We start from the raw sequence: 12,510 nt of genomic DNA, 5'->3' as shown, positions 1-12,510 counted from the left end.
CCTCCGCTGACTGCGGGTGCGAGGCCTCAGGCGCCGGGTGCCGGCCGGCCGCTCCCCTCGAGGCCGATCCTGAACGCGGTGATGTTCACGATGAGCGCCGGCAGGAGGCCCTGAAAGAAGTCGACCGTCGCCAGGATATCGGAAACCTGGAGGGGAGTAAAGCCGGCCCGCACAAGGGTCTGGGGGGACAGCGCGAAGCCGAAGGGCAGGTCCTGGGCCAGCGCCAGGGCCAGCTCGTTGAGCTGCCGGACCCCGGCCTCGTAGGCCGGGTTCTGCATGCGCTGCCTCCAGTCCTGCCACACCACGGCCAGGCACTCGGGCCAGCGCCCCAGCGCGCGGTAGTCCGTCGGGACGAAGGTCCCCCCGTGGGCCTGCATGATCTCGCTGTAGATCGTCTGGACCGCGGGAGGCGCCTCCTCCATCTCCGTGAGCCTGAGCTCCTGGAAGCGGGTGGGATTGGTGTGCAGCGGCAGCAGGTGCGCCCACGGCTTGCCGGAAAGCGGGTGCCCCGACAGCGAGGACTGCAGCGCCGAGGCGATGAGCAGGAGGAATGGGTCCCCGTAGAGGAAGAAGTCGAGGACGGCGCGGATTCGACCGAGCGCGTCGTCGGAGGAGCCACGCATCCGGAGCACCGCCCGGTGGTCCCCGACGCCGAGCCCCTCGCGCACCACGAGCTGCGCCTGACGGCGGAGCACCTGGGTCTTGTCGAAGAGGTCCTGGGTGAGCACGTTGGGCTTGAGGAGGTCCCAGGACAGGGCGAGGAAGCGCGGGTACCTGGCGAAGGCGCGGAAGATGACGTTGACGACCGGGAAGCCGAGGGTGGCGGTGATCTCGTCGAAACACTCGCGGACGGCGGGGCTGGCATCCTCCTCGCTGAGGATCTCGAGGTGGGGTCGGCTGCGCCCGCGGCTGGCCCGCATCCAGTACGGGACCCTGGGTGACGCGGGCACCCTGGCCGTGCTCCGTTCGACCATTGGCCTGCCCTCCAGGCTAAGGATAGCGGCCGGATGACCGCGAGCGCAAGCCAGCGCCCGGCATCTCCCGCAGGGCGATGCCCTCCACGCCGGGGCCTTCGGGCAGGCTGCGGGAATACCTCTCGGGCCGCTGACGGTTAGTGCTGCTTCCTCTTCCGCGACGGTGGCTTGGCCTTCCGTCCCTGATGCTTTGCCCGAGGCCTGGGCTTGGGCTTGACCCCGGCCCGGGTCGGGCGGGCGGCAGGCACGGCGGAGCCCTGCGCGGGCGCGCTTGCAGGCTGGGGCCGGGAGGCCAGGTACCGGGCGTTCCTCTCCCCGACCCCACCGCGGACCACGGGGCTCGCCTTGATCGTCTCGATCCAGGCGTCGAGATCTCGGCGCAGTTCCGGGTAGCAGTGGTCGCGGTACGCCTGAAGCGCCCTGAGCGCCGCCGGGTCCTTCCGGGGCTTGAGGACGAACACCGCCTCCGGGTCCAACGGGTCGAACGGGGCCTCGGTGGCCATCGGCATGACGATGTAGCGCCGCGTGAGCTCCGCCATCTCTGCCTCCCTTATCTTCAACATGCTGCCGCATGTTGACCGTGGGCGAGAGGGTCGCGTCAACTCGCTGCGCCAGCGTCTCCCCCTCTCCTCACCCATGCTGGCGCATCTTGACCGTGGGCGAGACGGTCGCGTCAACCCGCCGCGCCGGGGCTCCGCCCGGCGCCAGCCGCGCGCGAACGTCCGTTACGGCTGGGAGAGCACGGCCACGGCCGAGACCGCGCCGGGACCGCCGAGGTTGTGCGCCAGCCCCATGTCGGCGCCAGGGACCTGCATCTTCCCGGCACGGCCCAGGAGCTGGTCGTGGATGTTGTTGATCATCCGCACGCCCGAGGAGCCAATGGGGTGGCCGCACGACTTGAGCCCACCCGACGTGTTCACGGGCAGCGAGCCCCCGAGCCGCGTCGCGCCGCTCTGGGCGGCACGCCAGCCGGCCCCGGGCTCGAAGAAGCCCAGGTCCTCGTAGTTCACGATCTCGGTGATGGTGAAGCAGTCGTGGCACTCGGCCACCTTGATCTGCTTCGCGGGATTGGTCACCCCGGCCATGGTGTAGGCGGCCCTGGCAGCCTCGCGCGTGGCGCGGAACGAGGTGAAGTTCCACGACGGGTCGAACTGCGTGTTCCAGTAGCCGGCGGTCACCGCACAGGCGATACCGCGGATGATCGAGTATCTGTCGGTGAATGTCGGCGCCAGCTCGGCGCGGGTGAGGATGGCCGCCGCGGCCCCGTCCGTGGTGGGGCAGCAGTCGAAGAGCCCGAGCGGCTCGGCCACCCTCGGCGCGCGGGCGTGCTGCTCGGCCGTGATCTCCTTCTGGAAATGCGCCTTCGGGTTGAGGGAGCCGTGGTAGTGGTTCTTGATTGCCACGGCCCCGAGCGCCTCCTCCCCGGCGCCGTACTCCTTGAAGTAGCGCGCGGCCAGCAGCCCGAACATGCCGGGTGCCGTGCGCCCCTTGGCCAGCAACGGGTGTCCGCGGTTCACGGCCTGTGCCACCAGCGACCCGCGGGAGGGCACCTCCCGCATCTTCTCCGCACCCACCGCCAGCACGACGTCGTACTCCCCCGAGGCCACGGCCAGCGCCGCGTTGCGCACGGCCTCGATCCCCGTGGCGCAGTAGGCCGCCACGCGCGTGACGGGAATGGGGAAGAGATTGAGCGGGTCTGAGACGAAGGCGCCGGAATTGCCCTCGAAGCCGTAGAGCATCGGTTCGTAGCAGCCGAGCCAGCCGGCCTGGAGCCGGCCGCGCTCGATGCCGGCGTCGGCCAGGGCGAGGGTGACGGCCTCGAAGATCATGTCGGTGAGGCTCTGATGGAAGTTCTCTCCGAACTTGATCGTGCCGGTGCCGATGATGGCAACCTTCCCGCCGAGTCCGCTCATGACTGGTCTCCATCTACCATCTTCAACATGCTGCCGCATGTTGACCGTGGGCGAGAGGGTCGCGTCACCTCGCTCCGCCAGCGTCTCCCCCTCTCCCCGCCCATGCTGCCGCATGTTGACCGTGGGCCAGACGGTCGGGTCACCCCGCTGCGGCGCTACCGCCATCCGGTAGCCTACCCCGCTGCGTGACGGGGCCGCAAGCCTTCTCTCGTCGGCCCCACCGTGGCACAATGACCCGGATGGCCTGCTCAGCCTGCGGAGCCGCCACGCGCCCCGGCGCCAAGTTCTGCGAGGAGTGCGGCGCGCGCCTGGACACCGTCTGCCCGGCCTGCGGGGCCCGCCTCTCCCCCGGCAAGAAGTTCTGCGGCGACTGCGGCGCGCGCCTGGCGGGCGGCGTGGGCGCCGCGGCCGATCCGCCCCCGGCCCCGCGCGACGCCGGCCTCGGCTCCGAGGACGACCGGCGTCGCGCGGCTCCCAGCGGCTACACCCCCCAGCACCTGGCCGAGCGCATCCTCAAGGACAGGACGGCGCTCCAGGGCGAGCGGAAGCAGGTCACCGTCCTCTTCGCGGACGTCTCGGGCTTCACCTCGCTGGCGGAGCGCCTCGACCCGGAGGAGGTCCACACCCTCATGAACCGCGCCTTCGAGCTCATGCTCGCGTCGGTGCACCGCTACGAGGGCACGGTGAACCAGTTCCTGGGCGACGGGCTCATGGCGCTCTTCGGCGCCCCGGTCGCCCACGAGGACCACGCCCGGCGGGCGGCACTGGCAGCCCTGGGGATGCAGCGCGCGCTCGGAGCCTACCGCGAGGAGCTCAAGGGCCGGCGCGGTGTGGACTTCCGCGTGCGCCTGGGACTCAACACCGGGCTCGTGGTGGTCGCGGCCATCGGCGACAACCTGCGCATGGACTACACCGCCGTCGGCGACACCACGAACGTCGCCGCGCGGATGCAGCAGATGGCCGAGCCGGGCCAGGTCGTCCTGGCCGATACCACGCGCCGGCTCATCGAGCCGTACTTCCACCTGACTTCCCTCGGCACGGTCGTGCTCAAGAACCGCGCCGAGCCCGTGGCGGCCTGGGCGCTGGGCGAACCCAGGAGCGTGGCCGAGAGCCGGCCCCTGACGCCGCTGCTGGGGCGCCGCGAGGCGCTCGGCACGCTCGCGCGGGCCTGGAGCGCCGCCCGGGCCGGCCGCGGCCAGGTGGTGTCCCTCGTGGGCGAGGCCGGCATCGGCAAGTCCCGGCTGCTGCTGGAGCTTCGCCGCCAGGCGGGAGGAGCGGCGACCTGGCTGGAGGGACGCTGTCTCTCCTTCGGGCAGTCCACGGCGATGCTCCCGATCGCCGACTGCCTCCGTCAGGGCTTCGCTGTCAGCGAGGCGGACAGCGAGTCAGCCATCATCGAGAAGGTCACGCGGGGCCTCAAGGCGCTGGGCGAGCCGCCCGGCGAGCTGGCCCCGTACCTGCGCTATGCGCTCTCCGTGGACCCGGGCGATCCCGCCATCGCCGCCATGGATCCGGTCGAGCGCCGCGCGCGGATATTCCGCGCCATCAGCCAGCTCACTCGCCGGTCGAGCCAGCGGCGACCCGTGGTGCTGGTGGTGGAGGATCTGCAGTGGATCGACAGCGCCTCCGAGGACTACCTGGCGGAGCTGATCAACGGCATCGCCGGCGAGGCGATCCTCCTGGTGCTGACCTGGCGCCCCTCGTACCGGCCGCGCTTCCCCGAGCACACCTACATCACCCGGCTCGTCCTCGAGCCGCTGGAGGACGCCGACGCCCACCGGCTGGTCCGCGCCACGCTGGGCATCGGGGACCTCCCGGACGAGCTGGCGGCGATCATCGCGCGCAAGGCCGAGGGCAATCCCTTCTTCCTCGAGGAGATCGGTCGCGCGCTGGTGGAGAGCGGCGCCGTGCATCCCGAGGGCGGCCGGCTCACGCTGGCGTGCCCGGCCTCCGCCATCGTGGTGCCCGACCGCGTCCAGGACCTGATCGCCGCGCGCATCGACCGGCTCGGCGAGGAGCAGAAGCGCACGGTGCAGATCGCCTCGGTGATCGGCCGCGAGTTCGCCCTCCGCCTCCTCCGGCGCGTCGCCGAGGCGACGGATCGCGTTGAGCGCGCGCTGGGGGATCTCAAGGCGCTGGAGTTTGTCTACGAGAAGATGGGTGCCGCCGACCTCGAGTACGTCTTCAAGCACGTCCTCACCCAGGACGTGGCCTACGAGTCCATCCTCCTCGCGCGGCGCCGGGACCTCCACGCCCGCATCGGCGCCACCATCGAGGAGCTGCACGCGGACCGTGTCGAGGAGCACGTCGAGGAGCTGGCCCATCACTTCGTCCGCGGCGAGGTGTGGCCGAAGGCCGCCCGCTACGCCAGGCAGGCCGGGGACCGCGCGGCGGCCCTCTGCACGGACGCGCGCGCTGTCGAGTTCTACGAGCAGGCCCTCGAGGCCCTCGGCCGGCTGCCCGAGAGCCCCGAGACCGGCCGCCTCGGCGTGGACGTGCGCCTCGCGCTCCGCGCCCCGCTCTGGCGCGCGGGACAGCTGGACCGCCTCTTCGAGATCTTCAAGGAGGCCGAGGGGCTCGCCACGCGGCACGGCGAGACGGACCGCCTCGACGTGGTCTACTCGTTCTTCACCCAGTACCACTGGGCCAAGGGGGAGCAGCGCGAGGCCATCGCCTACGGGCGGCGCGGCCTCGAGACCGCCGAGCGGCGCGGGGATCTGGGGCTCCTCGTCACCGGGCACTATTACATTGGCTGCGCCCACCTGGCCGTCGGCCAGTACCCGCTGGCCCTCGAGCATTTCAGCCGCGTCATCGAGCGCCTGGAAGGGCCGCGGGCCACGGAGCGATTCGGGCTGTCGGGCCTCCCCTACTGTGGTTCCTGCGCGCTCGGGGCGCTGTGCCTGCTGGCAATGGGAGATCCGGAGCGGGCGCTGGCCCTCATCGAGCGCGGCGAGCGCGTCGTCCAGGCCGCCAGGCATCTCTACAGCGAGGTGCCGCTCATGATCGCCCGGGGCCGGCTCCTCACCGAGAGGGGCAGGGCCGGAGAGGCCCTCGGGGTGCTGGAAGGGGCGGTCGCGATCTGCCGGGAGCGGAAGTTCGCGGGGCAGCTCATGCGGGCCCTCGGGGCGGCCTCCTCCGCCTACTCCTTGACGGGGCGCCATCAGGAGGCGATCGCGGCAGCCCGGGAGTGCGTCGAGCTCCAGGAAAAGGCGGCGGCCCTCGTCGAGCGTGGCGATCACGTCCGCCACGTGGCGGAGGCCCAGCTCCACGCCGGCGAGCTGGACCTGGCGGAGGCCTCTGCCCGCGAGGCCATCGCCTTCGCCCATCGCCTCGCGGAGCGGTCGGCCGAGGCCCGGGCGCTCTGGATTCTCGGCGAGGTCTGCCGCCACCGCGGCGACCGCGACAGCGCCGCCCGGCACTACGAGCAGGCGCGGGACCTCGCCGAGGAGCTGGGGATGCGCCCCCTCGCCAAGCGCTGCCGCGAGAGCCTCGCCGCCCTCGGCTGACCACGAGTCCCACCCATGCGCGCCACGATGCGGGCCATGGTGCTCTCGGCCCAGGCGTCCATCGCCTCCTCGCCGCTTCGCCTCGCCGATCTCCCGCGCCCCGAGCCTGACCGGGGCGAGGTGCGCGTCCGCGTGAGCGCCTGCGCCGCTTGCCGCACCGATCTGCACGTCATCGAGGGCGACCTGCCGCCACGGCGGCTGCCCCTCATCCCCGGCCACCAGGCGGTGGGCGTGGTGGAGGCCCTGGGCGCGGGGGTCTCGCGTCTGGCCGTGGGCGACCGCGTCGGGATCGCGTGGCTGCGCTCCACGTGCGCCCGCTGCCGCTTCTGCGCCTCGGGGCGAGAGAATCTCTGCGAGGGCTCGACCTACACCGGCTGGACCCACGACGGCGGCTACGCCGAAGCGACGACGGTGCCCGCGGCCTTCGCCTATCGGATCCCGGCCGGTTTTGACGATGCCGAGACGGCGCCGCTCCTCTGCGCGGGGATCATCGGCTACCGGGCGCTGCGTCGCTCGGGTGTGCCCCGCGGCGGGCGGCTGGCGCTCTACGGTTTCGGCTCCTCGGCGCATGTCGCCATCCAGGTCGCGCGCTCCTGGGGCTGCGCCGTGTACGTCGTGACGCGCGACCCGGCCCACCGGAGGCTCGCGCTGGACCTCGGCGCCCGCTGGGCGGGCGGCCCCGACGAGCGCCCCCCCGAGAAGGTGGACGCCGCCATCGTCTTCGCCCCCGCCGGCGAGATCGTCCCGACGGCACTGGAGGCCCTCGACAAGGGCGGGACGCTGGCACTGGCGGGCATCCACATGACGGACGTGCCGGGGCTCGGCTACGAGCGCCACCTCTTCTGGGAGAAGACGCTCCGGAGCGTCACCGCCAACACCCGCGAGGACGGCGAAGCGCTGCTCCGCGAGGCCGCGGCCATCCCGATCCGCCCGCGCGTGACGCGCTACGCGCTGACCGACGCCAACCGCGCCCTCCAGGACCTGGCGCAGGACCGGGTGCAGGGAACGGCCGTCCTCCTGACCGGCTGAGGAGTCCCGGGGAACCGCCGGGCGCGGGGACCCGGCCTACTTCTCCTGCGCGAGGGCCTCGGCGTGCTTGAGCATGACCTCGCCCATGGCTTTCATGAGATCGCCGCGGAGCCGGAGCGTCCGGGCGGCGGCCTTGGGGTCCGACATGTCGAGGGGGCCGCGCATCGTGCCGCTTCCGCGCGTCATGCCCGGCATCCCCTGGCCACCCATCATCCCCTGCCCCATCATGCCCTGCATGCCCTGACCGCCCATCATCGCGTGCCCCATCATCGGGCACATCATCATGCCACCCATCATGCCCTGGCCCATCATGCCGCCCATCATCGTGTGCTGAGGCTGCTGTTGCGGCTTCTGCTGGGCCTTCGGCTGCGCCTTCTGCTGCGCCGCCTGCGGGTGGTGCTGGGACTGCTGGTCAGACGGCTGCGAGGCTGCCGGCGCCTGGCCCTGGGCGGGGGCCGGAGGTGCCATCGGCTTCATCTGCGCCTCGGCGACGAGGGCGGGTGAGAGAAACGCCAGGACAGTGGCTGCGATCAAGATCGTGCGCATGGTCATCATCCTCCCTGGTCGTGTCGGCATGCCATCAGCATAGCGCAGGAGCGCCAGGGCCGCACCCGGCGGGTCGGGCACCCTCCCGGCGCCGTCACGAGGAGCCGGGGATGACGATGTCCGCCGTGGGCGTCATGGCGCCCGAGTCGTTACGGGCGGATGGACAGCCCCCCGTCCACGGCGAGGACCTGGCCGGTCACGTAGGCGCCGGCGCGGGAAGCGAGGAAGATCGCCGCCCCCGCCATGTCCTCCGGCTCGCCGATGCGCCCGAGCGGGCAGGCCGCCACGATGACCTCGCCGAGCTGCTTCAGGGTCTCGGCCATCATCTTGCTCTCGAAGGGGCCGGGAGCGATCGCATTGACCGTGATGCGCCGGCTGCCCAGCTGCACCGCCAGGGCGCGCGTGAGGTGGTGCACGGCAGCCTTGCTCGCGGAGTAGGCGTACGACTCCCACAGCGGCACGCGGAGCCCGTCGATGGAGCCCACGTTGATCACGCGCGCCGGATCGCCGGGCCGCGCGGCCTTCTCCAGCAGCGGGAGCAGGGCCTGCGTCAGGTGAAACACCGCCTTGACGTTGATGGCCAGCACCTTGTCCCACGCCGACTCCGGGTACTCCTGGAGCGGGGCGCCCCAGGTAGCGCCAGCGTTGTTCACGAGGATGTGCAGCGCCGGCTCGCGGGTCCCGATCTCCTGCGCGACCCGCCGCCCCTCCGCCCCGCTGGACAGATCGGCCGGCAGCGACACGCAGCTCCCTGTGGCCGACAGCTCCGCGGCCACCTGGTCGCAGACCTCCTTCTTGCGAGAGGAGATGTAGACGCGCGCCCCGGCCTCCACGAAGCCGCGCGCGATCATCAGCCCGATGCCGCGCGAGCCGCCGGTCACCAGCGCCACCTTGCCACGAATGGAGAATAGATCGCTCATGGGGTCAGATGCGCACCCCGGCCAGGAACCCCTCCCGCACCGCGTTGTGGACCGCCCGGGGGCGGATCACGTCGCCGGCGATGTACAGCTCGTCACCCGAGAACTCGAGCCCGTCCACGAGCCCCTGCACCGAGCCCCGGGGGCCCGCGGCGATCACGCTGTCGGCAGGGATCACCCGTCGCGCCCCGTCCTTGCCGATCACGGCCACCCCGCCGGCGGTGACTGCCTCCACGCGGGCGCCGGTCACGGTCTCGATGCCGTACTCCTTCACCCAGGCCATGTGCCGCCACCGGAAGGTGGGGATGACGTCCGAGGCGATCCTGTCGCCGGCCTCCACGACGGTCACGCGCTTGCCCTGGGCCGACAGGGACTCGGCGCAGACGAGTCCCGCGCGTTCCCCGCTCAGGACGACCACCCGCTGCCCCACCGGGACGCGGTCCTCCAGCACGTCGTACACGTCGAGCAGCACGCCGCCATCCACCGGGTAGCGCCCCTGGATCTCGAGGGCGGCGCCGGTGGCCACGACGATGGCGTCGGGCTTCATCCTGTCGCACAGCTCGCGGGTCATCTCCTGGCCGAGTCGGACCTCCACGCCGTAGCGGGCCAGCTGCGTCTCGTAGTAGCGGATGAGCCGGAGCCAGATGTAGCCGCCGTCCACCTCCCTCGAGGCGTGGACGAGCTGCCCGCCGAGCCTCCCGCGCCTCTCCACCAGCGTGACCTGATGGCCGCGCTCGGCGGCGATCCTGGCCGCCTCGAGCCCCGCCGGCCCCCCGCCCACCACGAGCACCCGCTTGGGCGTGGGCGCGGGGCGCACCTCGTACTGCGGCTCGTACTCGTGCGACAGCCTGGGGTTCATGGCGCAGTTGTAGGGCAGATCGCGGAACATGCGCGAGAGACACAGGAGCCCACCCACGCAGGGCCGGATCTCCTCCACGCGGTCCTCGGCCGTCTTCTGCAGCAGCATCGGGTCGGCGAGGAAGGGCCGGCACACCTCCCAGAGCTCCATCTTGCCGGCGGCGATGGCCTCGTTGGCCATGACCGGGTCGCCGAAGCGCGGGCCGAAGGCCACCGGGATCTTCACGGCGGCCTTGGCGCGGACGGCCAGTGGCAGCCAGCCGTCGGTGGGCACGTCCCGCCCGAGCGCCCCCTTGCGCGCCTCGTGCCAGCCCACCACGATGCTGAGCATGTCCACGCCGGCCTGCTCGGCCAGCCGCATGAACTCCACGCACTCCTCGGGCGTGGAGCCGCCGAACTCGTCCATCAGCTCCTCGCCGTTCAGCCGCACGACCAGCAGGGCGTCCCGGCCGATGGCGCGGCGCGTGGCCTCCAGCAGCTCGATGAGGAAGCGGGCGCGATTCTCCACCGAGCCGCCGTACCGGTCCTCCCGCTTGTTGGTGAAGCTCGACAGGAAGTTGGCGAGGAGATAGCCCATGAAGGCCGTGTGCTCCACCCCGTCGAAGCCCGCGTCCATGGCTCGCGTGGCGGCGTCCGCATGCTGCCGGATGATGTCGTGGATCTCCTCCACCGACATCTCCTTGGGCTTGCGGAAGTGGCGCAGCGTCTGCGGCGTGGCCGAGGGCTGCAGCGCGTAGGCCAGGTTGATGCCGCCGTAGCGGCCGCCGTGCAGGATCTGCTGGATGGCCACGGCCCCTCCGGCGTGCAGCATGTCGGCGATCTTCCTGAGGCCGGGCACGTAGCGGTCATCGCAGAGGGCGATCTGGCGCATGTAGGCCTTGCCCTCGCCCCGCGGGTCCGGGTAGGCGCCCTGGTTGGTGATGAGCCCGCACCCCGTGCGGGCGATGACGTCCATGCGCGCGTACTCGCGGTCAGTGATGAAGCCGTCCTCGGTGTTGAAGTTGGACACGGAGCAGGCCGCGTACTTGACGCGGTTCCGCGGCGTGAACCTGCCCACGCGGAACGGCTCGAAGAGATGCCCGTACTTCTTCACGCCCGGCCCACTCGGCTCCATGTCATCCTCCCCCGGACCGTGCCGCCCGGGTCCTTGAACTGATGGTGGTCAACCACTCGTCCACGGTTTCGGCGAAAGACGCCGGCTGGTCCAGCCCGAGGTGGTGGAAGGCGCCGGGCAACGTGACGACGGTCGCGCGGGGAATCGCCGCGCCGACACGCTCGGCGGCCACCCGGTCCATCACCCGGCTCCCCTCTCCGTGGAGCACCAGCGTGGGACACCGGAGTCCGGGGAGTACGGGCCACGGGTCCACCGGAGGATGGCCGAACACGCCGCGGTCGAAGGCAAGCCGCCAGGCGCCAGGAGCCACCTCCCGGACGCCGCTCTCGCCGAGGTGGCGCAGCATCTCCGGCGTCGCGGTGGTGTCGGGCGGCTGGAGCCTGAAGCGTGCTCCGGCCTCCGCTCGCGTCGCGAAGTCGACCGGCGGCCGGGCGGCCTGGCGCCCGGCGGCCGCCGCCTGCTCCGGCGTCCAGGCGGACAGCATGTCGGCGATCACCAGCGCGCCGACGAGATCGGGACGGCGGGCGGCCACCACCGCTCCCACGTAGGCACCCATGGAGTGGCCCACCAGCACCCCGGGCCCGAGGCCAAGCGCCGACAGCACGCCCTCCACATCCCGTGCGTGCTCCTCGAAGCCGTAGGCGGGCGGCGTGGCATGCGCGCTCGCGCCATGGCCTCTGAAGTCCAGCGCGACCACGCGACGCCGCGCCGCCCAGAACGGCGCCGCCCAATCCCACCAGTGCAGATGCGCCGCCAGCGAATGCAGCAGCAGCATCGGGCGACCGCCGTCCCCTCCCCTCCAGTCGGCCAGCGCAAGCGCCAGTCCGTCGACGGTGACCGCAAACGGCGCGCCGCACCCCATCCTACCGACGATCCCGGAGCCGGCTGACGCCGGGGCCCTGCCCTCCGGGCCCTGGCGCCTCGCGCCAAAGGTCTTCTGCGGGGCTCATCAGCTCCTCACGTCCACGTCCAGGGTGAAGGTGAAACGGTCGGCCCGGTAGTAGATCCAGGCCACATCCACCACGCGCCGCGCGAGGTCGAACACCACGCCCGAGAAGAAGAGCACGGGGCTCAGGATGTCCACACCCAGGGGCCCGGCGATGTCCTGCTGCGCGCGCCGCGCCTCGATGGAGATCTGCACATCGGAGAGCTTCACCCCGAGCACGTCCCGCACGATCTTCAGCATCGGGTCCCGCCGGAGCATCGCGGGGTCGATCTGGCCGCCGTACTCGGGCCGGACGTAGTTGAGCGCATAGGACAGGGGTACGCCCTGGTCACGCCTGAGCCGCCGGAAGAAGCAGAGATCGCGCTCCCCCGGGAAGTGTCGCGCCAGCGCCGGCGGCACGGGCACCGTGCTCTGCTCGAGCACCTCCGTTTCCTCGCTGTACTGCTGGGCGATGACGGACTGGATGGAGCCCATCAGCCGCAGCTCCTTGCGGTGATGCGGCCCCGGCGTCACGAAGGTGCCGCGCCCACGCTGGCGCGAGATCAGCGACTCGTCCTCCAGCGCCCGCAGTGCCTGGCGCACCGTCACCACGCTCACCTCGTAGCGGCGGGCCAGCGCCACCTCGGCGGGCACGCGCTCCCCTGCGGCCAGGGTACCCGCGAGAATCTCGGCGCGGAGCATCTGCGCCAGCTGGTACCAGAGCGGGA

10 protein-coding genes are annotated in these 12,510 nt (G+C 72.0%); 2 read left to right on the top strand and 8 right to left on the bottom strand.

The window, feature by feature from the left end:
- Positions 1-26: 26 nt before the first annotated feature.
- The 3 genes from HYV93_23720 to HYV93_23710 form a co-directional block, all read right to left on the bottom strand.
- Positions 27-974: a hypothetical protein gene (locus HYV93_23720; protein ID MBI2528979.1), complete on the bottom strand. Its 948-nt coding sequence runs from the start codon at positions 972-974 to the stop codon at positions 27-29.
- A 137-nt stretch (positions 975-1,111) separates the two neighbouring features.
- Complete coding sequence (locus tag HYV93_23715) at positions 1,112-1,513, bottom strand: hypothetical protein (protein MBI2528978.1); 402 nt, start codon at positions 1,511-1,513, stop codon at positions 1,112-1,114.
- Positions 1,514-1,699: 186 nt separating this feature from the next.
- The gene (locus HYV93_23710) at positions 1,700-2,887 is read right to left on the bottom strand and encodes an acetyl-CoA acetyltransferase (GenBank protein ID MBI2528977.1); all 1,188 of its coding nucleotides are present in this window, start codon (positions 2,885-2,887) and stop codon (positions 1,700-1,702) included.
- Positions 2,888-3,126: 239 nt separating this feature from the next.
- Here HYV93_23710 and HYV93_23705 point away from each other — a divergent pair, with 239 nt between their 5' ends.
- Both HYV93_23705 and HYV93_23700 read left to right on the top strand, forming a co-directional pair.
- Positions 3,127-6,393 carry an AAA family ATPase gene (locus HYV93_23705; GenBank protein ID MBI2528976.1) on the top strand — a complete coding sequence of 1,089 codons (3,267 nt, stop codon included), beginning with the start codon at positions 3,127-3,129 and terminating at the stop codon, positions 6,391-6,393.
- 27 nt (positions 6,394-6,420) lie between these two features.
- Positions 6,421-7,422, top strand: coding sequence for a zinc-dependent alcohol dehydrogenase family protein (locus tag HYV93_23700; protein MBI2528975.1), 1,002 nt, complete (start codon positions 6,421-6,423; stop codon positions 7,420-7,422).
- 36 nt (positions 7,423-7,458) lie between these two features.
- On the opposite strand, the gene HYV93_23695 is transcribed toward HYV93_23700, so the two are convergent.
- The 5 genes from HYV93_23695 to HYV93_23675 all read right to left on the bottom strand — a co-directional run bounded on the left by HYV93_23695 (position 7,459) and on the right by HYV93_23675 (position 12,484).
- A complete protein-coding gene (locus HYV93_23695; GenBank protein ID MBI2528974.1) occupies positions 7,459-7,968 on the bottom strand; it encodes a hypothetical protein in 510 nt (169 codons plus the stop codon).
- 149 nt (positions 7,969-8,117) lie between these two features.
- Complete coding sequence (locus HYV93_23690; GenBank protein MBI2528973.1) at positions 8,118-8,888, bottom strand: SDR family oxidoreductase; 771 nt, start codon at positions 8,886-8,888, stop codon at positions 8,118-8,120.
- Between the two features lie 4 nt (positions 8,889-8,892).
- On the bottom strand, positions 8,893-10,857 hold the full coding sequence (locus HYV93_23685) for an FAD-dependent oxidoreductase (protein MBI2528972.1): 1,965 nt from the start codon (positions 10,855-10,857) through the stop codon (positions 8,893-8,895).
- A 1-nt stretch (position 10,858) separates the two neighbouring features.
- Positions 10,859-11,632 (bottom strand): alpha/beta hydrolase, encoded by a 774-nt coding sequence (locus tag HYV93_23680; protein MBI2528971.1) that lies wholly within the window; start codon positions 11,630-11,632, stop codon positions 10,859-10,861.
- Between the two features lie 174 nt (positions 11,633-11,806).
- Positions 11,807-12,484 (bottom strand): GntR family transcriptional regulator, encoded by a 678-nt coding sequence (locus HYV93_23675; protein MBI2528970.1) that lies wholly within the window; start codon positions 12,482-12,484, stop codon positions 11,807-11,809.
- Positions 12,485-12,510 lie beyond the last annotated feature (26 nt).

This window comes from Candidatus Rokuibacteriota bacterium (assembly GCA_016188005.1).
Taxonomy (GTDB): domain Bacteria; phylum Methylomirabilota; class Methylomirabilia; order Rokubacteriales; family CSP1-6; genus UBA12499.
The sequence above is the reverse complement of the archived record's forward strand: the minus strand, read 5'-3'. Positions and strand labels throughout refer to the sequence as shown.